Source organism: Acinetobacter sp. CFCC 10889, assembly GCF_003268395.1.
Classification (GTDB): Bacteria; Pseudomonadota; Gammaproteobacteria; order Pseudomonadales; family Moraxellaceae; genus Acinetobacter.
In genome coordinates this window covers 50,219-70,770 of sequence record NZ_LQXQ01000011.1, presented here as the reverse complement: position 1 = coordinate 70,770, position 20,552 = coordinate 50,219, and the positions used below count along the sequence as shown (strand labels likewise).

Here is a 20,552-nt window from a genome sequence, read left to right as displayed (position 1 = left end):
CTTATCCTAATCTTTTCTAATCTTTTAAATTGACTGATGTTCTTCAGGTTCATACACACTCAACATGGCATTAATTGTATGTCCTTGGTATTGGATTTCACAGGCAAATTGTCCCAATCCTTCATGCAAATATTGGCGTTCTGCACGAATGATGACTTCATCGCCCATCGCAAAAAATGGCATAGGTAAATGTAACTTTCGTGTTCCTAAAAGAAAGCCGATCTTAGGCGCTTTGCCAATTTTTTGGCTTTGCACACCTGCATATAAACTCACGGTTTGCGCCATTAATTCAATGCTTGACCATGTTGGCAAACCTTGTACTTCACAAAACATCAGCTCTGGGCGAATGGTCAACTTTGCAACTGCAAAATGATCTGTTATTTCTACAATATCATCTACAAAAACCATCGGCTTTTCATGCGGAATAAAATCAATGGCATCTAAACCGTGTAGTGCATTCATGGCAATTCTGTTCCAAAAATTAAACTAATATTACTACCGCCAAATGCAAATGAGTTTGACATGACATAGCTTATTTTATGTGTCAATTGTGCATTATCAACAAAATTTTGCGTATCTAATTCTGCATCAAGCACAGTAGTTTGATGCAAAGGCAACCATGCTTGATCTCGTAAAATTTGGGTGCAAATCATCGCCTCTATTGCCCCTGCTGCACCTAAACAATGCCCAGTTTTATGTTTGGTACTGCTTAAAGGCACGGCATAATCCTGAAAAATTTGCTGTACTGCTTTGATTTCCATTGCATCATTTTGTGGTGTTGCTGTGCCATGCAGATTTAGATAACCAATTTCTTGCGCTTTTAGCTGTGCCAAATCCAAAGCTGTCTGCATGGCTTTGGCAGCGCCTAAGCCTTCAGGATGTGGCGCAGAAATATGCCAAGCATCCATAGATTCACCCGCTGACATAAGCATCACAGGTGCAGTCTGTTTACTGAGTAGAAATAAAGCGGCTGCTTCGCCAATATTAATACCATCTCGCTGTTGCCCGCATGGCTGACACACGCCATTTGATAAACTTTCCAAGCTATCAAAACCATTTAAGGTTAATTTACATAAAGTATCAACACCACCAACAAGCACCGCATCCGCAAGCCCTGCATTGATCAAACGCTGCCCCGCAGCAAATGCTTTAGCACTCGAAGAACAGGCTGTGGAAATAGTGTAAGCGACACCCTCCCAAGCCAAATAGTGCTGTAAAGCTTTGGCTAAACTGTCCATTTCCTGTTTTTTTTGCAAAACTTGAAGCGTTTGATCCCCTTGAAAATGACGCTGTAACTCAGGTTCATTGTCTGCGATTCCTGAGGTTGATGTTCCGATAATAATCGCCAGACGTTTTGAATCAAATTGTGCTGTATAAGCACGTAACTCTGCTTCAATACGTTGTAAAGCTGTTAACGCAAAACGTAAATTACGTGTTTCGATCGCTTTCAAGCTGTCAGAAACGGAGTCAATTAAATCAACTGAGCATGTACCCACCCAAACTTTTTTCTCAGCAATAAAGTCTGAGCTTAAACTCAACGTATTCTCTGTTTGGGTTAATGCTTGTTGCATCTGTATCGCATCTGCACCCAAAGCAGATAAGCCAACACTGAGTTGAATCCCGACTGCTGGATTTTTGGCATCAATCTGTTGAGACATTTAGCATTTACTCATTATTTTCTAAGGTATTTGGCACAGTACTAAATACCATCTGATAAGGAACTTGTAGATTATCCAGCTCAATCTGTGTGGCAAAGTGTCTTATGTTTAATACTTTTTGTTGTTGAATTTCAACTTCTTGAACTTGTGTATTCGCACTATCAACATATTGTTTCACACTGACCTGTTCAGGTGGATGCTGAATGAAATTTGGATAAGTTGCAAATAAAATATCACGTACCACAAACTCAAAAGGTAACAATTTCATCGCATCAATGCGCTGTTCTACAGTGACCTTTTGACCATCAAAATGCACTTTAAAAAGTTGCTGTCCTGTTAAACTCAATGCTAAGAAATCTAAGTCTTGTCCTTGCTGCTGTTGATACAACAAAAAGCTAAAACCATGGTCTTTCCACTGAACTTCAACTTGATCTTGACGTTGATATTGTTGTGCAGTCCATTGCGTGGTCACTAAACCTTGAGCTTTAGGCAAAAGCTGCTGACATGCACTCAATGGCATGATCATCAACAAAGTTAAAGCATACTTTTTCCATTTCATTTGCATTATTCGATTCCAACAACATCAGCTTGTGGCTGCCCTTCACGACAATACTCAGCTAAGGTCGATAAACGCTGTTTGGCATTTTTATGAATTGGATTTTGGTCATCCCATGCATAACCTGCAAGCAATGATGCGATCATACGACGGATTTTATCATTTTGCGTTTTTGAAAAGACCACGTCCTGAAATTCGCCCTCATACCAAGACTCGACATAAGCACGGAACACTTTGATACCTTTACGTAAAGGCTGCTCATAATCCTGCATCCAATCGACTTGTTCACCTTTGATCACCCGCTCAACCAACGGTATAGCCAAACTTGATGACTTCAAAGCAATGGTCACACCTGATGAAAATACAGGATCTAGGAACTCACCTGCATTGCCCAAGAGTGCATAATTACGTGCAGCCAAATGTTTTACGTTGGCAGAATAGCCCACCAAAGTACGTACAGGGGTATCAAATTTTTTATTACGCAGTACATGTGACAAAGCAGGATCATCCGCTAAAATACGTGCAAATGTTGCTTGTAAAGTATCAGGGCTTGTATCATCAAACTGATAATGATCAAAGAAATCTTGCTCTGCCACCACACCAAAAGACGCACGACCATCTGCAAATGGAATCAACCAATACCATGCACGTGGGTCTTTTTCATGTACCGTAATTAAAATCTTTTCACGATCAAAATCAGGATCATCTAAAATCCCATCTTCGATATGGGTGAAAATCGCACGTCGTACAGGAAAATCAGATGGACTTTCAAGGTCTAAAAACTTTGGTAAAATGCGCCCAAAACCACTAGCATCAAGTAAAAATTTTGCTTGGATTTGATATTCAGCAGCCTGTTCATCTTTAACAGTTAAAATCGGATGATCAGACTCAACATCAACTGCGATTACTTCATGCCCAAAACGGATTTCTGTACCATATTCTTCTGCTTGCAATGCCAATAAATGGTCAAAATTGGCACGGCGTACTTGCCAAGTCGTTCCCGGACCATCACTAAACTTTTCAGTAAAATCATAAAAACTGCGTTGTTCACCTTTCAAAAAGGCTGCACCATTTTTAAACTGAAAAGCACATTCTTCAACATGATCTTTAATGGTGTCTAACAAGCCTGCCTCCTCTAAAAACACCATAGATTGTGGCAGTAAAGATTCACCAATTGAAAAACGTGGAAAATATTGCTTTTCAATGACCGTAACCGCATAGCCTTTTTGTCGTAATAATGCGGCTGCTGAACTTCCTGATGGACCTGCACCAATAATTAATACATCGGTTTGTTGAATTGCATTCATGATTTCCCTCAATCTCAGCTATCTTGCTGATTTTTTAAAATAATACGATGTCGATGATCTGCTTTAGTGAAAATTGTGGCATAAATAAATGAAAATATGACGCCAAATAAAACCGTTAAACCAAAACAATGAATGGCATAAGTTGAACTAAATGACAATAAACCAAAACCAAGTAGCGTTGACATCATACATAAAAATAATGCCATGCCTACGACTTGCGGATGATCATGTCCATGCCGATAAAAAATCGCATAATCCACCCCGATCCCAATGATCAGGAATGTCCCCATAATACTAAATAAGTTAATTTCTACACCGAGCCATGCCTGCACAGCAAAAGTGCTCAACAAAGCCAAACTGACGGGTAAAATCAACGCCACAATAGATTTGATACCATAAATCACCGCCAAGCCAATCAGCAATGCCACCAAAGCATAAAGCAGTAAATATTGTGCTTGGATTCGATGATCCTGAAACAATGCTGATAAATTACTAACAGGTTGTAAAAACTGTATCTGCTCTGTTTGCAACTGTTTGAATACCTGTGCCTGTTGTACACCTTGCACCATCACCAAACGCTCATGTGCATTGACCTGCAAAAATGCCAAAGGATGCTGTGTAAATGCTGACATACTTAATAAGGGTTGCTGTGCAAGTTGTCGCTGCCACGACAACACATCTGCCACATTCAATTGCATGGCTGTGGCATAGCTTTCTAGCTCAGCTTTTGGAATCTGTTGTAACAGTTGAATATTGGCTCGTTGCGTCGCTAAAGATGGGACAGACTGCCCAATCGCTTGCACACTTTGCAACTGACCTTGTTGTTGTAATTGATTTAACTTAACTAATAAATTTTGCTCAAGCTGTTCAAGTTCAGCACTATCTTTCGCACGAATCACAAAATAATCATTACTTTGTTGTTGCCCAAAACGCTCACGCACATAACGATCTTCTTGTTTTAGTTTTTGATCCATACTTTGTAAATTACGAATATCATCATTGGCTTTTAGAAAATACAAACTACTGATCGATACCACAGCTATGACTGCAATCATGCCAAAACGCAATTTATCATGTGTTAAAACATAATCTCGTGCATGACCAATGAAGCTTAAAGTATCAATTGCGGGTTGTGCATTCAGTGCCTTTAAACGTGGCAATAACAAAATACTGGTGATCCACGCAGCACTCAGCCCCACAATGGAAAATACCGCAATTTGTTTAAAGCCTGGAAATGGTGTGAATGTCAAAAATACATAAGCAACCAAAGTCGTCATCAAGCCCATAAACAAGCTGGGTAACACAGGTTTTAAAACCTGAAAACCATTCACTTTAGGATGCTGTGACTGCAATGCCATAAAATAAAAAGAAAAATCGACACAAACTCCGACCAGACTCGCACCAAAGACCAAAGTCATCAGATGGATTTCACCAAAAACCCAATGAGTAATCGCAAATGCCACCAAACTACCGCTACTCACTGCGATAAACTCTGTCAGCATCGGACGCAATGAACGAAAGCCAAACCACACCAATAACAACACACCGAGACTTGAACCTAAGCCAATGGTTGAAATTTCCTTTTCAGCCGACTGCGTACCAAAACTTGAAAATAATAGTGTGCCAGTCCAATGCGTTTTTGCCCCCATTTTTTGCATTTCAGCATCAAGCTGCTGCATCCAAACAGTTGTACTTTCTTGATAATCAATATTATATGGGCTTTGTGTCAGTGCTAAACTAAAAAATCGTGAATTGGTTTTTTCATCATGAATACTTGCAAAACCTTGTTCCATTTCAATGCTTTGATCCGTTTTCTGATTGGACAAATTCATTGCAAAACGTGGAAATAATAATAAAGGGTCTTTTTGCAATAACTCCGCAGTAATCGGCATTCCCGGACTCATCACTTGCAATAAAGCTTGCTCAGTAAAACTGGCATAATCTTGCTGTTTTAACGTAGTGATATCTTCTGTACTCAGCAAACCTGCATGATGTTGATATAACGTTTGTGCGAACTTATCTGTATCTAATTGTGGCTTTAATGGCTGCCACAACTGAGTTTCAGCAACACGTTGCTTAAGTAGTTGAGTAGCTTGATCCAACACTTGATCATTGGGTGCATCAACCACCAAAAACACTTGATTATTCAGTTGCTCACTGACATATTTTTGCGTTTGCTCAGAAGCTTTATCTTGGTTTTCTTCTGGCAATAAAGCAAAGATATTGGTTTGAATATGAATATCACGCTGTACCCACGCATAGGCTAAACATGCAACGACAAGCAATAAAATGGCAAGCCATAAAGCCGTAAATTTATTTTGCCAATTTGAAAAGAGCATCTTCTGTCGCCATCATTTGAACAGGTTGAGTCGTATGCTGACTAAATTGAATAGTCGTTGCATTATTGGCTTTTTCAGTGATGACAATACGATCCACAAAACGTTGCCCTTGAGCATCAACACGGACAAATAATTTTTTAAATAAACTACTTTTCGGGGTCAGTGTCACATTCCATTGGGTCGGAGCATAATTCGCCGAAACAATATTAAAGTTTTTTGCCAATGCCGCTTCATTGCCTGACATTAACTGTAAAAACATGGTTGCCACTGAGCCATATGGCGATTTATCAATTTCAATTTGACTAAAAGTACGTTGGGTTTTTTGTACTAACTTTTTCGGTGTCACAATCAGACTGGCTTGCACTGGGCTTTGAATCTGCCACAACACACCATTTTGTTTGGAAAATAAAACCGTACCATTCGAAACAAAAGTTTTATTCAAAGATGCAAGTTTTTTTTGCTGTTGAAAATTCGCACGTACTGTTGGTGTTGCTGACAATTGTTTAAAAATTTGTCCAACTTGGCTGTTCTGTGCAAAACTTGTGGTGGAAAAGGTCATACAAAAAACCACAACACATAAACAGCTCAACAAGAACTTACACATGATCGCACATGTAAACTTTGTCTGCTCTAAGCTCACCGCTTGAGATGAAGCTTTAATATCTTGCATGACTATTTCCTCTAAATTCAAGCTAAGCAGGCTGAAAAGCCGACCATGCATTTAAACGTTCAAACAAAACAGATGGCGATTGGAAACACATTTCTCGACTCTCAATATCTACAGCCACTTGCGAAGTAAAGCCTTTGGTCAAACGCTTACCTGAATCTGCATCAAAAATTTGATACTCGATTTTCAAACGGTTTTCCCATTCTTTTAAAATGGCACGTACACGTATTTTTTGTTGAAACTCGATACCTTGCACATAGCGTACATAGCTTTCAATCACAGGCCATGCATAACCTGATTCTTTCATTTGTACATAGTTATACTGAAACTCATCTAACAATTTGCATCGTGCAATCTCAAAGTATTTGATGTAATGCCCATGCCAAACAATATTCATGGTATCAACATCATGAAATGGAATTTCAATAATCACATCTGCATGCATGACTTAGCTCCATTTCAACTGTTGATCTGCATCGAGCAAATCAAACTGTTCAAAACGATCTACCAAACGCTGTAAATCCTGTTGTAAAGGACGATCTTCTTCTACAAAAGTGAAGCTTTCAAGCACCCAGTGTTGGAACTGCGTTAACACTTCGCTAATTTCGGTAGACAAACCTTTGAGCTGAATGGCTTGCACCGCTGCACAACTTAATGCTGCCATGACTTGTTCAGTCAACAAGATCACACGACTCGCATCACGTGCAGCAATCGTTCCCATGCTAACTTTGTCTTGGTTATGACATTCGGTAGAACGTGAAAAAATTGAAGCGGCAAGGGTTTGTTTCAATGCTTCTGCCGTCCAAGCAGACACCCCGATTTGTACAGCTTTAAAACCATGATTCAATGGTAAACGCTCAAGACTTGAACCTGTCAAATTACGAGGCAAACCGTGATTCATTTTATGATCGACCAATTGCGCCAATTGACGATCCATCAAATCTGCAATATTGGCGATCATAATCTTTAAACTGTCCATCGCTTGTGCAATGTGTCCACCATAGAAGTGTCCACCATGTAAAACACGCAAATTCACAGGATCAATCAAGGGGTTGTCATTACTTGAGTTCAATTCATTCTCAATAAACTGACGTAACCAAACTTTTGAATCTTCAAATACACCGATGACATGTGGCGCACAACGCAATGAATAACGGTCTTGTAGGCGTGGACTTTGATGTTCAGTTTGTACCTCACTGTTTAACCAAGCCCGCAACTGTGCTGCAATCTGTTGTTGCCCTTGATGTGGTTTTTGTGCAAATAAAACTTCATCAAAATGACTTGGATTACCCTCCAAAGCCAAAACATTCAGTGCTGTCACCAAAGTACTGGTCAAAGAAATTTGTTCAGCTTTTTTATAGTTCAAACAAGCAATTGCTGTCATCACTGCTGTGCCATTCATCAGTGCCAAACCTTCTTTCGGACGCAACACCAAAGCCTCAATGTTCTGTTCAGCATAAACTTGTGCGATTGGAACAATTTTTTCTTGTGACTGTAAATACACGTCACGTTCACCGACCAATGCCCCAGCAATATAAGACAATGGCGTTAAATCACCACTTGCCCCCACAGAACCTTCCGATGGAATCACAGGAATGATATTTTCATTCAGCATCCAAACCAAACGCTCAAGCAATGCCAATGACACACCTGAATAACCCCGTGCCAAAGAACATAAACGGGTGACAACTACTGCACGTGCAGTGATCAAATCAAGGTTTTGCCCTAAACCACAACCATGAAAGCGTGATAAATGCAAAGGTAGCTCATGTACTTGATGTGGTGGAATTTCCACAAGGCATGAATCACCATAACCTGTGGTTACACCATAAATCACACCTTCTTCTGCTAACAACTGATCCAGAAAATCTGCACCACGTTGAATCAACTGACGCCATTCTGCCGTTTCAGGTAATGCCACACGACAACAATTTTGTGCTACAGCTACAATTTGTTCGATCGTTAACGCTTGTTCCCCAACCACTAAAACTTGCATGTTGTTATTTTCCAATTACTTATTCCAAAAATGATAAAAATTAAACCATTGATAAGGTGCACGTATACAATGTTGTTCTAACAACTGTACATATCTACGGGTAATGTCATGCATTGCAGTGGCACGTTCACGACGTGGTAATTCCATTTTTTCAGCCAACAAATGAATATGCACATCAAACCGATCTTGTTGTCGATAACAAAATACTGCCAATAACGGCACTTTCAATAAATTAGCTAAAATCCATCCACCTTGTGGCCAGTACGCTTCTTCACCCAAAAACTGTACACTTTGCACACGATCAGACTGTACAGGTACACGGTCAGCAGCAATGACTACCCACTCACCTTGATCAACTTTATCTTGTAACAGCAATGCTGTATCTATCCCTAACTCGTCCACAGAAATCAGTTGGATATCAGCTTTACTATTTAATTTTTTAATAAAATCATTAAATTTAGTGGCATGTTTTTGATAGACCAAGACATTAATTTTTTGTGCATGTTCAGATTTTATGGCACGCAAAAGTTCTGTATTACCAAAGTGCGAAACCACAATAATTGCACCTTTCTGGTAATGTTCACGAAAAACTTCATGCCCATGCAAATTAAGCTTTTGATCTGGAATATGCCCTAACCAACCTTCGATTTTATCTAAAATACATTCACCAAATTGCATCAAATGCGTATAACTATTGGCAAGGGTTGGTGTTTGTGAAAAAGGTGATTGTTCACCTGCAAATTGGTGTAATTTACTCAAATATTCTAAAGATGCTTGTTTGGCGATTTTGGAAAATAGCCAATACCACATAATGACAAAATACAAAACAATCCGACATAAGAAGCGACCGCCTAAACGGTAAAACCACAACATCAACATCAAAGGCAATGTTCCACCTTTTTCTTTGAGATCACTCCAACGTGGTGAACCTGTGTCAGACATCAGTCGAACCTTTATATTTATTTTTCAGTAGTTTGGGTAAACGCAGCAACATACCTGCAAATAAACGGGAATGTGCTTTAGTGAGTCCAAGATTATCTCGCCAAACATCAAAATGTGAAATGCCTTGCTCAGGATAAATCACTTTAGTTGGCACATTTACAAAAGGAACATTCTCCCATTTTAAACGTACCAATATTTCACTATCAAAGCCCATACGTGATTGAAATTTTGCAGTATTTAAAATTGGAATTGTCGCTGCTAACGGGTAGACACGAAAACCACACATACTGTCCTTAATCTCAAAAGACAAACTATTAATCCACACCCAAATATGCGTAGCATAACGTCCATATAAACGTCCTTTAGGCACAGTGTCATCAAAAATCGGTTGCCCAATGACCATCGCTTTTGGATGCTGCTGAGACATATCTAAAAACTTGGCGATATCATTCCAGTCATGCTGCCCATCTGAATCAATTTGTAATGCATGACTCAAACCCAAATCCAAGGCTTTTTGCAAACCTGTCATAACAGCCTGCCCTTTGCCTTGATTGATCTCATGCTCAACTAAAACAACATGCTCAAACTGTTCGTCTAAAGTACGCAAAAGTTGTGTGCATTCAACATCACTGCCATCATTCACCACGATCATTGGCAAAGCAAAATCATTTAAATGCTCAAGCAAAGCCTGAATATAATGTGGATGATTATAAACAGGGATCACAAAACTATAATTCGACATGTTCAACTCCTGTGACGACAGAAATATTGCAATGATCTTGTACTGTTTCAAGCACAAACAATAAACGTCCTGATGCCAAAACATGCTGTTCTGAGCGCATTTCAAAATGCACTTTATGTTGCTTACGTACTAAAATGAGTTCAACCACTGCAAATGGTTTTATCAAATCTTGGAATTTAAGCTGCTCATAACCATTACACCATGACAAGTCTGCCCACACTTGCTTTGCAAACTGCTGAATAAAACCAATCTGTCCTACACCAGGATAAATCGGATAGCTTGGAAAATGCCCATTAAAACAGGCTAACTCTGGTGGAAACTCTAACTGAAATTGAGCTTGTTCATTCTTATACTGTTGTTGTAAAACCACAGGACTGAACTGTGGTTGAAATAAGGCTTGCATCGCGTGTTTATTCAGTTTCGATTGTGTATTACGTGGTAATTGTGACAGAAATCGCCATTGTCTTGGTATTGCGATACTTTCCAATTTATCAGTAAGTTGCTGCTTTAGTTGAGCAACAAAATGCGCTTTATTACCTTGTGCTAACATCTGTCTTGCCTGATCAGATAAAACCGCAACACATGCCAAGATTTGTCGATGCTGCTTTTCAATCAATAAAGTATGACATTCCACAACATCATCTAAAGTTAAGATTTTCTGCTCAATCGCATCCAAACTTAAACGTTTTTCTTCTAATTTTACAATACGATCTAAACGTCCCAATAACTGAAAAGCCGATTGTGTCTGTGTTCCATCTACAGCATGTGCACGATCACCTGTAAAAATCCAATCATCACTAAAAGCATGGTTGGTTTTCACGCCCAATTCTTCTTGTTCTGTCACCTGTATTTCCACATTGGCAAAAGGCGTCCACAATGCATCATCTTGTTGACGATGTGCAATCCCACCTGTCTCAGAACTTCCAAGCACTTCAACAATCGGACGATTTAAAAAAGGACGTACACCTGATTCCAGTTTTCCACCTGAAGAATACACATATTGGCAATTTTCCAATACTACATCACTTGTCCAACGCTTGAGTAAAGCAGGGCTTGAGATCACATAATTTTCTTGTTCTAACTGTTTTAATTTTCGTTGTGCTGCCACAACATCTTCAGGAAATGCCAATTGCATTGTATAAAAACTACGTCCACTCGCCAAAGGCAATAACAGTTTGAATAATAAACCATAAATATGCTGATGACTAACGGTTGCGATCGCAATGCTATCACGACCTAAATCAAAACTTTGATCTAGACCTTGTACCTCATTCAACAATTGGCGCAATGTTCTTGGAATTTTTTTCGGCTGCCCTGTTGAACCTGAGGTATAAAAATAGACCTGTGCTTGTGTAAGAAATGCATCGTCTAAAATAAGTTGTTCAGGAGCAAAACTTGTAAAATCGTTAGCAGATGCTAAAACCGGCTGATAACTTAGAAAATAAATCCCCTGCGCTGCCAACTCCAACTCCAAATCTTTAACTCGATTTGGTGCAAGGATTACTTGCTTATTTGCCAACAATGCTGCAAAAAATAAGACCAAAAATGTATAGCTGTCATTTTCCCAAAGTGCATATTGTTCTGCATCTAAATGTTGGATCGCACTGGCTTGCTGACAGACCACTTGCCAAAAATCACTAAAACTGATTTGGCTTAAATCCTCTTGAATACATAAAGTGTTCAATGATTGGATATGCGTTTGAAAATGACACAACAACATTTTAAATCACTCTTTCTTTTGGTCATCTAACTCAGCCAATTGCTGCTGATTTAAACGTTGATGGCGTTTACGCAAAATAAATTCGCCTAAGAATAAAATTCCCATCAAAATATAGGAAATAAAACCATTGTAAATTACCCAAATTTTCATAGGTACAAAAAGCACTGTATATAAAGCAATGGCAGCATTACATACAAAAAAAATGCACCAAACAATGGTGACTTTTCTCGTCCAAATTACCCCTGATTCGGGTAAATCTGGCTCCACCAAACGCGCAAAACGTTCAATCATCGAGGGTGGTTTGATCAAGGTTGACGCAAAAATAATGCCTGCACCCACACTCATAAAGACTGGATACATTTTCAACCAAGCATGATCTTTGAGTAATAAACTCAACCCACCACAAAGGATAGCAAACCATGTGAGTGGTAAAAGCAACTGATTACCTTTACTAAACAATCGAATAATGCCAAGCCCAATCAAAATCGCACTGACCCAAACGAATTGTCCTTGGGATAACCCCCACCCTACTAAAAAGGGATATGCGACCATGAGAATGACCACAATCCCTTTCAAAATATTTTTCATTCAGCGGACATATTTTGAATGACTGTCACCACATCTTGAATGGTGCGGACATTTTTAAAATCTTCAGGTTGTACTTGTTTACCCGTTAATTCTTTAATTTTCACGACCAAATCAATCGCATCAATGCTGTCCACATCTAGATCAGAATATAAGTTTGAATCCAACTGAATATTTTCAGGTTCAATCTCAAATAACTCTTCCATCCACTCGCGCAGTTTTTCTAAAATTTGTTCTTGCGTTAACATCTTAACCTCTTATGCTTTTTGTTGGCTTTCAACCAAAGCAACTAAGCTTTGAATCGATTTAAAGTGCTGCTTAGTATCAGCAGACTCTGCATTTAAATGGATGTTATAGCGTTTTTTTAACGCTAAACCCAATTCTAATGCATCAATGGAATCTAAGCCTAAGCCATCCCCAAACAAAGGTGCTTCGGTGTCGATATCATCTATGCTGATGTCCTCTAGTGCAAGTACATCAATAATCATTTGTTTTAATTCATCAGCAAGATTGCTCATTGTTGGATAACTCTTGATTAAAAAATTGTTGAAGTTTCTGGTTTAATTGACGAACTTGCTTTGGAGAAACTTGCGTATCTTCAAGTACTTCGTCAATATGAATTGCATCCAAAACTTTGATTTGGATATGAAATGGCTCGGATGGAACATGATACCATTTTTCATTTTTGGTTAATGTCGATGGCGTACATCGAATTAAAATCGGGCGAATAGGTACATTGGCACGTAATGCAATATTCGCTGCACCACGTTGAAATTCATTTAACATTTCACCTTTTGCTGTCCGTGTTCCCTCAGGAAAAATGAGCAACGAAGCGGCTTGATCTTCTTGTAAGCGTGCCACACAATCATGAATAAACTGTTCTGAACCTGCATTTAAAATATAGCCTGCTGAACGTACAGGACCTTTGGTAAAGGGATTCGACCATAATGCTTCTTTCACCACACAATTGGCTTTTTCCATCAGTCCAATCAACACCACAACATCGACTAAGGTTGGATGATTGGCAATCACCAATTCCTGACGACTGTGCTGTAGTTTGTCTAAGCCTTCAATCTCATAAGTCATAATTCCCAGTTTCACCATCATTTCAGTAAAACCTTTAAAACTATGCCGAATGACTTGCTGTGCACGATTTTGCCTAGTATTTGGATCTTTACTCGATAAATTGACCAAAGGTGCAATAATGCCACCAATCGCAACGCCACCCAAGCCAAAACTAGCAAAACTAAAACCAGTTGCACCTACACGCCAAGCGTAGTTTATTTTTTTACGAATTTGTTTCATCATTTACATCTTGACCAAGCATCACAATACAGTTGCAATGGATCTATCCAAAAATTATAAAAATGCTGTGCATCTAAGTACTTAGGCTCAACTTGTATCAAACCACATTCATTTAACTGCACATTTACATCGGTTAAATCAAACACTGCTGCGAGTGCAAAACCTTGAAAAATTTGATGTTCTATATACAAATCAGGTAAAGCTTCATCATAATACACCACCATTGCACGACCTTGTGGGCACATGGTTTTTAAATACGCATAAGCTTCAACTACAGCTTCAGACCAACTTGTACACACACTGGTCGAGGGTGTCGCATCTTGGCATAAAATCGAGTACAAACCCGCTATCGCATTATGTACAGAAGTTGAAAACTGTGTTGGCGATGGTGTTAAACCTTGCAGTACGTCTTCTAATATTTTATAGGTTTTGTGTTCATCACCGTATTGCGATGCCCAAACAATATAATCTACTCGATTTTGCTGTAAACACTCAATGGCACTATTTAAAGCTAATTTTGCAATTGAAGATAATCGTCTGCGCTGCATCGCAGGAATATGCTCAAGTGCAGGAACGCTCTCACCCGCACAACTATATTTAAGTTGTGAGATATTCAGTTGAATCATATTGAATCATCTACCTGCAGCATTACTATTATATTTGTTTGCAACCCCTACATTGCGGGCTGATTATATCACCGCCCATTAAAAATACTTAGAAGAAATCAACTTGTTTTTTGTATTTTTTTCATTAAATCTGCAACGATCGAACAAAAAACCCAAAGCTAACTTTGGGTTTCTTACATTTACCTCAAATACGGTATAGAAATTAACGTTTAAATTTCTTTTCAGCTTTTTTAAATTTCTGAATATAACGGCGTTTACGTGCCGCTGTCCGCTCATCCATCTGAGACTTACGCCCTTCAAATGGGTTTTCAGAAGTTTTAAAGTCAATTCGAACAGGTGTTCCTTCAAGTTTATAGACTTTACGGAATACATTTTCCAAATAACGACGATAGTCCGCAGGTGTTTTGTCTACTTTATTACCATGAATAACAATCGTTGGTGGATTTTGCCCACCCATATGCGCATAACGCATTTTGATACGTTTACCACTAAACATTGGTGGTTGATGCGCTTCTGTTGCATCATTCAAAATCTGCGTCAATTTTGCAGGTGAAACTTTTAAGTGTGATGAATCATAAGCACGATGAATTGTTGGATACATATCCCCCACACCTGTACCATGCAATGCTGAGATTAAATGCACTTTTGCCCAAGGAATAAAGTCAAAGCGACGATCCACATCCAATTTACATTGTTTGCGATCGTATTCCGTCATGTTGTCCCATTTGTTAATGGCAATTACCATGGCACGCCCAGCTTCAAGCGCATAACCAATTAAATGTAGATCTTGCTCAACAACACCTTCACGTGCATCTAAAACCACAACAATCACGTGTGCATCTTTAATCGCTTGTAAAGTTTTTACGATTGAAAACTTCTCAATCATTTCATCAACTTTACCTTTACGACGTACCCCTGCGGTATCAATCAAGGTATATTGACGACCATCACGCTCGTATGGAATATAAATCGAGTCACGTGTTGTACCAGGTTGGTCAAATGCCACAACACGTTCTTCGCCCAACAAACGATTGACCAATGTAGATTTACCCACATTTGGGCGACCAATAATTGCTAAACGTAAACCTGTGGCTTTATCGTGCTCTGCTTCATCTTCATCTTCAGGAACTTCAGTCAACACTTCTTCAAGCATTTGCTGAACACCACGACCATGACTCGCTGCAACTTGTAATGGCTCACCCATACCGAGTTTAAAAAACTCAACCAAAGCTGCCTCAGCATGTACACCATCAACTTTGTTGGCAACTAAATATACTTTTTTACCTAAAGTACGAAGTTCACGCGCGATTTGCTCGTCCGATGCCAATAAACCTGCTCGTGCATCGACGACAAATACAATAATATCTGCTTCATTAATGGCAGTTTTTGACTGCTCTGCCATATATGAGTCGATTCCACCTTCACTTTCACCGATACCACCTGTATCAACAACAATGAATGATTTATTTTCAAATTTCGCATCACCATACTTACGGTCACGCGTCAGACCAGCAAAGTCTGCAACAAGTGCATCACGACTCTTAGTAATCTGGTTAAATAACGTTGATTTTCCGACGTTCGGACGTCCAATGAGCGCAATTACGGGTTTCATAGATTAACCTTAATTCAAGATCAGCCAGTTGGACTGGTCTGAACATCAGAGAGCGAGGAAGAATGTAGGAGTAAAGACTCCACGACCTTTCGATCAAATTCACTAAAATAAAGAACTCGGGGTATTGATTTTCAATCACCCCGAGTTCTTTTAAATATATATATCGACTAGTTTAACACAAGCGCCAAAAAAATTAACGGTTCTGCCAAACAGTTAATTTACCTGTGCGTGTTGCAACATAAAGTTGGTTATCAATCACACGTAAAGTACGTACTTCACCACTCGTTTTTGCACGACCAACTATCGAACCTGTACTTGGATCAATGAGATGCAACACACCATCCAAATCACCTACTACTAAATACTGTCCAAGTACCACAATATTGCTCAGTTCACGATTTAACAGCTGATCATTTGACCAAATAACTTGACCAGAAGTTAAGTCAAATGCAGCAAACTTACCATTACTTTGGGCGGTAAACACTTTATTATCATATACCTCTGGACGTGTCGCACTACTTGCTCCCACACTCCAAAGTACACGTTGTGATGCAAGATCAAGTACAGTGACTTGTCCTTGGTAACTATTAGTCACCACAAACTGACCTGCAACTACAGGCTCACCATCAATATCAATCAAACGTTGGATATCAGAGCGACCCTCTGTCACCGCAACACGGCGCTGCATACGAGGCATACCTGACAAACTATCAATTGCATACACATAACCTGTCGATGTAGTCACCGCAATCGTACGTGGATCTAACTCTACAGGTGCAGCTTGACCACGTAAGCTAAATGATGCATTCGATAATTTATATGTCCAAGTTTGTTGACCAGTTTCTTGGTCAAAGGCATAAACCGTACCGTCGTTTGCCACGACAATCACACGACCCGTTTGGATATGTGCTGGGCTAATAATTGCACCTGAAAGCTGCGCTGCCCATTTTTGCTCACCTGTGGTTTGATCTAGGGCAAATAACTGACCTTTAGTATTCCCTACAATGACAAGCCCTTGTGCTGCTTCAACACCTGAACTCAAACCATTTTTAGACACTTTTTTTGACCAAAGACGTGCTTACCTTGATATGCTTCCACTTTACCATTTGGATCCAGTAGGAAAATTTTACCATTATCCGCATCAAGTCTTAAACGCAAAGGATCTTCTTTAGCGGTTGAAGAAACACTTTGTGAAAATACCTGGACAAGACCTGTTGCCTGCACAATTTTAGAAAGTGGATTGGGTTTAACTTTTTCCTCTTTTACTTTATTGCTTGAACAGCCAACTAATGCTGCTGATAATATTGCCAAAGCAAAAGGTATTTTATATTTTCTATCCATTAAGACTCATCCACTTGTGTTTCTAAGATTGGGCGTTCAAAATCAGGATCATCCACTAATACGCCGACACTTTCGAGTTTAATTTGTAAAATTTGACGTTCTTGTTTACGTTCCAACAACGCATCCCATGCAGCTTGATATGATTTTTTAGCATTTTCAATATCATTTTTTGCAACATAAACATCACCTTTCATTTCTTCCATAGTCGACTTAAAAGTAGGTTCAGTTACTGTTGATAATGTTTTTAGAGCTTCATCATATTTATTTTGGGCAAATTGTGCATCTGCTAAACGAATTTTAACTGCTTGTAGAAGACCTTTATCATCTATTTTCGAATTTTCAACTTTTTTCAACTCACGTTCAGCCTTAGCATAATCCGCTTGATCATAGGCTAATTTTGCCATCATAAACTGTGTTTGAATTGCTTGAATCGAATCAGGATTCTCTTTCACCAACTTATCCGCAGCTGCAGTTAAAGCAGTTGCAGCTTTCGCATCGCCATGTGCTGCCGCAGCTTGATCAAATAATTGCTGTACTTTTGCAGTTTGATTTTGATGATCTGCCAAGTTATTTTTTTGCCAATACTGCCAACCAAAAAAGGCAATCAACGCAATGAGAATGCCGCTCACCATCGCTGAGCCATATTTTTTTAAAAACGACTTTAAACCATCAAGTTGTTCTTCATCTGTCATTGCGCTCATGCGATTACCCTTTTCCTAATATTTTCACTTATTTTGAAGAAAACTTTTCTATAGAAAATGCAACCAAATCAGCAACTGCGACTTCATGCTGTTCTGCTGTTGCAAGCTCTTTCACCAAGACTTGTTGTGCTGCTTGCTCACGCTCACCATAAATCAAAGCATACACAGCACCTGATTGATCTGCTTTTTTCATTTGGCTTTTCATTGAACCTTGTGAACCAGTTTTCAAACGTATCGTACTATTTAACGCTTCAAGTTGATCTCGAATACTTTCCGCAAGCACTAAAGCTTTACTTTGAGTTGCGGGATCAGACACTAAGAACAACTCACATTCACGCACAGGTGTTGGGTCTTCAACTTGCTCAAGAAGCAGCAATAAACGCTCCATACCCATCGCAAAACCCACCGCAGGAATAGATTGATCAGGTTTCGCTTTTAATTGTCCAACCAAACCATCATAACGCCCACCAGCACACACTGTACCTTGTGAACCTAAATGTGTCGTTGTCCATTCAAATACTGTTTTATTGTAATAATCTAAACCACGTACCAATTTTTGATTAATTACAAATTCAATACCTGCATCACTCAAATACTGCTTCAATTGCGTAAAGTGCTGCATCGTATCTTCACCCATGAAGTCATGCAATTTTGGCGCATTTTCTAGAATTTGTTGTGTTTTAGCATCTTTTGAATCTAGAATACGCAACGGATTAGTCGTTAAACGGCGCTGTGAATCTTCATCCAAATCATTTTTATGTTGGGTTAAAAACTCAACCAATGCCGCACGATATTCCGCACGCTCGTCAGACTCACCTAAAGTATTCAATTCTAATTGAACTTTATCAGCAACCCCCATGCGTTTCCACAAACGTGCAGTCATCAAAATCAACTCAGCATCTTGGTCAGGTGTTGCAACACCAAAAGTTTCTACACCAAACTGATGGAACTGACGATAACGCCCTTTTTGTGGTTTCTCATAACGAAACATTGGACCAACATACCACACTCGTGGATTTGCACCACGGAGTAAGTTATGTTCAAGCATCGCACGAACACAACCTGCTGTTCCTTCTGGACGCAAAGTCAACGACTCTGGTGGATTACCTTTGTCAAAAAATGTATACATTTCCTTTTCGACAATATCCGTTGCATCCCCAATCGAACGTTTAAATAAATTGGTTTGCTCAACAATCGGTAAACGAATTTGTTGATAACCATAGGCATCCATCAATGATGCTAAATGTTGCTCTAGACGTCTCCATGCAGCCGTTTGTGATGGAAGAACGTCATTAAAACCTTTAATTGCGACAATTGAACTCATGATTTACTCAGAAAAACTGGTGCGAATAATCTCTTTAGATTTAGCTTCTTCAAGCTCTACAACACGTTGACGAACCATAGATTCGATCTCATCAACCAATTGATTGGTATCGATCAAATGGCTTTTTTCACCATTACGATAGACCAGTGAACGTGGTGCAGCACCCACCACACCGATATCCGCTTCTTTCGCCTCACCCGGTCCATTCACTTTACAACCAATCACAGATACATCCATTGGGGTACGTACATCTTCTAGACGCTCTTCCAAAGCTTGCATTACTTTGATCACATTAAATTCTTGGCGTGAACAACTTGGGCAAGCAATAAAATTAATCCCATTAGAACGTAAACCCAATGATTTTAAAATATCAAAACCGATTTTAACTTCTTCCTCTGGCTCTGCTGCCAAAGAAATACGCATGGTGTCACCAACTCCATCCATCAACAAACCACCCAAAGCGATTGCTGATTTTACAGAACCTGTACGATACACACCTGCTTCAGTCACCCCTAAATGTAAAGGGTTATCGATTTGTGCTGACAATAAACGATAAGCATCCATCGTTAAAAACACATTCGATGCTTTTACCGACACTTTAAACTCTTGAAAATCTAAACGATCTAGAATATCAATATGGCGCATTGCAGACTCAAGTAAAGCTTGACCTGTAGGCTCGCCATATTTTTTCTGAATATCTTTTTCCAATGAACCCGCATTTACACCGATCCGCATGGAAATATCATGATGTTTTGCCGCAGCAACAACTTCACGAATTTTTGCTTCAGAACCAATATTCCCCGGATTAATTCGCAGACAATCCGCACCAAAGTCAGCAACAGCCAAAGCAATTTTATAATCAAAATGGATGTCAGCAACCAATGGAACAGTGACACGCTTACGAATCTCACCAAAAGCAGCAGCGGCTTCCATCGTCGGCACAGATACACGCATGATATCTGCACCCACATCTACACAACGCTGAATCTGAGCAACTGTTGCTTCAACATCACACGTTTCTGTGTTGGTCATACTTTGGATGCTAATCGGTGCATCACCACCCACATAGACTGAACCGACACGAATTTTTCGGGTTGGGCGACGTTTAATAGGATTTTCAATCATTGTACC

General features: G+C 39.4%; 20 protein-coding genes and 1 pseudogene. All 21 read right to left on the bottom strand.

Features of this window, described 5'->3' with window-relative positions:
* Positions 1 to 24: 24 nt before the first annotated feature.
* The 21 genes and pseudogenes from AVJ19_RS05885 to ispG all read right to left on the bottom strand — a co-directional run bounded on the left by AVJ19_RS05885 (position 25) and on the right by ispG (position 20,546).
* Entirely contained in the window at positions 25 to 462 is a 438-nt protein-coding gene (locus AVJ19_RS05885; protein ID WP_111858842.1) for a 3-hydroxylacyl-ACP dehydratase, read from the bottom strand.
* Complete coding sequence (locus AVJ19_RS05880) at positions 459 to 1,658, bottom strand: beta-ketoacyl-[acyl-carrier-protein] synthase family protein (RefSeq protein ID WP_111858841.1); 1,200 nt, start codon at positions 1,656 to 1,658, stop codon at positions 459 to 461. Before AVJ19_RS05880 ends, AVJ19_RS05885 begins: the two co-directional genes overlap by 4 nt.
* A gap of 7 nt (positions 1,659 to 1,665) precedes the next feature.
* Positions 1,666 to 2,223 (bottom strand): DUF3261 domain-containing protein, encoded by a 558-nt coding sequence (locus tag AVJ19_RS05875; protein WP_111858840.1) that lies wholly within the window; start codon positions 2,221 to 2,223, stop codon positions 1,666 to 1,668.
* Positions 2,223 to 3,521 (bottom strand): NAD(P)/FAD-dependent oxidoreductase, encoded by a 1,299-nt coding sequence (locus tag AVJ19_RS05870; protein WP_111858839.1) that lies wholly within the window; start codon positions 3,519 to 3,521, stop codon positions 2,223 to 2,225. Before AVJ19_RS05870 ends, AVJ19_RS05875 begins: the two co-directional genes overlap by 1 nt.
* Before the next feature lie 14 nt (positions 3,522 to 3,535).
* Positions 3,536 to 5,860 carry an MMPL family transporter gene (locus AVJ19_RS05865; protein ID WP_111858838.1) on the bottom strand — a complete coding sequence of 775 codons (2,325 nt, stop codon included), beginning with the start codon at positions 5,858 to 5,860 and terminating at the stop codon, positions 3,536 to 3,538.
* Positions 5,835 to 6,419 carry a LolA family protein gene (locus AVJ19_RS05860; protein ID WP_228203299.1) on the bottom strand — a complete coding sequence of 195 codons (585 nt, stop codon included), beginning with the start codon at positions 6,417 to 6,419 and terminating at the stop codon, positions 5,835 to 5,837. Before AVJ19_RS05860 ends, AVJ19_RS05865 begins: the two co-directional genes overlap by 26 nt.
* A 133-nt stretch (positions 6,420 to 6,552) precedes the next feature.
* Entirely contained in the window at positions 6,553 to 6,972 is a 420-nt protein-coding gene (locus AVJ19_RS05855; RefSeq protein ID WP_111858837.1) for an acyl-CoA thioesterase, read from the bottom strand.
* 3 nt (positions 6,973 to 6,975) lie between these two features.
* Positions 6,976 to 8,523 (bottom strand): HAL/PAL/TAL family ammonia-lyase, encoded by a 1,548-nt coding sequence (locus AVJ19_RS05850; protein WP_111858836.1) that lies wholly within the window; start codon positions 8,521 to 8,523, stop codon positions 6,976 to 6,978.
* Between the two features lie 15 nt (positions 8,524 to 8,538).
* Entirely contained in the window at positions 8,539 to 9,465 is a 927-nt protein-coding gene (locus AVJ19_RS05845; RefSeq protein ID WP_111858835.1) for an acyltransferase, read from the bottom strand.
* Positions 9,458 to 10,207, bottom strand: a complete 750-nt coding sequence (locus tag AVJ19_RS05840; protein ID WP_111858834.1) for a glycosyltransferase family 2 protein — start codon at positions 10,205 to 10,207, stop codon at positions 9,458 to 9,460. Before AVJ19_RS05840 ends, AVJ19_RS05845 begins: the two co-directional genes overlap by 8 nt.
* Positions 10,194 to 11,924 carry an AMP-binding protein gene (locus tag AVJ19_RS05835; RefSeq protein WP_111858867.1) on the bottom strand — a complete coding sequence of 577 codons (1,731 nt, stop codon included), beginning with the start codon at positions 11,922 to 11,924 and terminating at the stop codon, positions 10,194 to 10,196. The genes AVJ19_RS05840 and AVJ19_RS05835 overlap by 14 nt, the downstream gene beginning before the upstream one ends.
* A 9-nt stretch (positions 11,925 to 11,933) precedes the next feature.
* Complete coding sequence (locus tag AVJ19_RS05830; RefSeq protein WP_111858833.1) at positions 11,934 to 12,515, bottom strand: septation protein IspZ; 582 nt, start codon at positions 12,513 to 12,515, stop codon at positions 11,934 to 11,936.
* Positions 12,512 to 12,760 (bottom strand): acyl carrier protein, encoded by a 249-nt coding sequence (locus AVJ19_RS05825; RefSeq protein ID WP_111858832.1) that lies wholly within the window; start codon positions 12,758 to 12,760, stop codon positions 12,512 to 12,514. Before AVJ19_RS05825 ends, AVJ19_RS05830 begins: the two co-directional genes overlap by 4 nt.
* 9 nt (positions 12,761 to 12,769) lie before the next feature.
* Entirely contained in the window at positions 12,770 to 13,030 is a 261-nt protein-coding gene (locus AVJ19_RS05820; protein ID WP_111858831.1) for a phosphopantetheine-binding protein, read from the bottom strand.
* Positions 13,014 to 13,820 carry a lysophospholipid acyltransferase family protein gene (locus AVJ19_RS05815; RefSeq protein WP_111858830.1) on the bottom strand — a complete coding sequence of 269 codons (807 nt, stop codon included), beginning with the start codon at positions 13,818 to 13,820 and terminating at the stop codon, positions 13,014 to 13,016. Before AVJ19_RS05815 ends, AVJ19_RS05820 begins: the two co-directional genes overlap by 17 nt.
* A complete protein-coding gene (locus AVJ19_RS05810; RefSeq protein WP_111858829.1) occupies positions 13,817 to 14,443 on the bottom strand; it encodes a beta-ketoacyl synthase chain length factor in 627 nt (208 codons plus the stop codon). Before AVJ19_RS05810 ends, AVJ19_RS05815 begins: the two co-directional genes overlap by 4 nt.
* A gap of 202 nt (positions 14,444 to 14,645) precedes the next feature.
* Positions 14,646 to 16,055, bottom strand: coding sequence for a ribosome biogenesis GTPase Der (der, locus tag AVJ19_RS05805; RefSeq protein ID WP_111858828.1), 1,410 nt, complete (start codon positions 16,053 to 16,055; stop codon positions 14,646 to 14,648).
* Positions 16,056 to 16,248: 193 nt separating this feature from the next.
* A pseudogene (gene bamB / locus AVJ19_RS05800) lies at positions 16,249 to 17,396 on the bottom strand (outer membrane protein assembly factor BamB).
* A complete protein-coding gene (locus AVJ19_RS05795) occupies positions 17,396 to 18,097 on the bottom strand; it encodes a YfgM family protein (RefSeq protein WP_111858827.1) in 702 nt (233 codons plus the stop codon). The pseudogene bamB and the gene AVJ19_RS05795 overlap by 1 nt, the downstream one beginning before the upstream one ends.
* A 28-nt stretch (positions 18,098 to 18,125) precedes the next feature.
* Positions 18,126 to 19,421 carry a histidine--tRNA ligase gene (hisS, locus tag AVJ19_RS05790; protein WP_111858826.1) on the bottom strand — a complete coding sequence of 432 codons (1,296 nt, stop codon included), beginning with the start codon at positions 19,419 to 19,421 and terminating at the stop codon, positions 18,126 to 18,128.
* A gap of 3 nt (positions 19,422 to 19,424) precedes the next feature.
* Positions 19,425 to 20,546, bottom strand: a complete 1,122-nt coding sequence (gene ispG / locus AVJ19_RS05785) for a flavodoxin-dependent (E)-4-hydroxy-3-methylbut-2-enyl-diphosphate synthase (protein ID WP_111858825.1) — start codon at positions 20,544 to 20,546, stop codon at positions 19,425 to 19,427.
* Positions 20,547 to 20,552 lie beyond the last annotated feature (6 nt).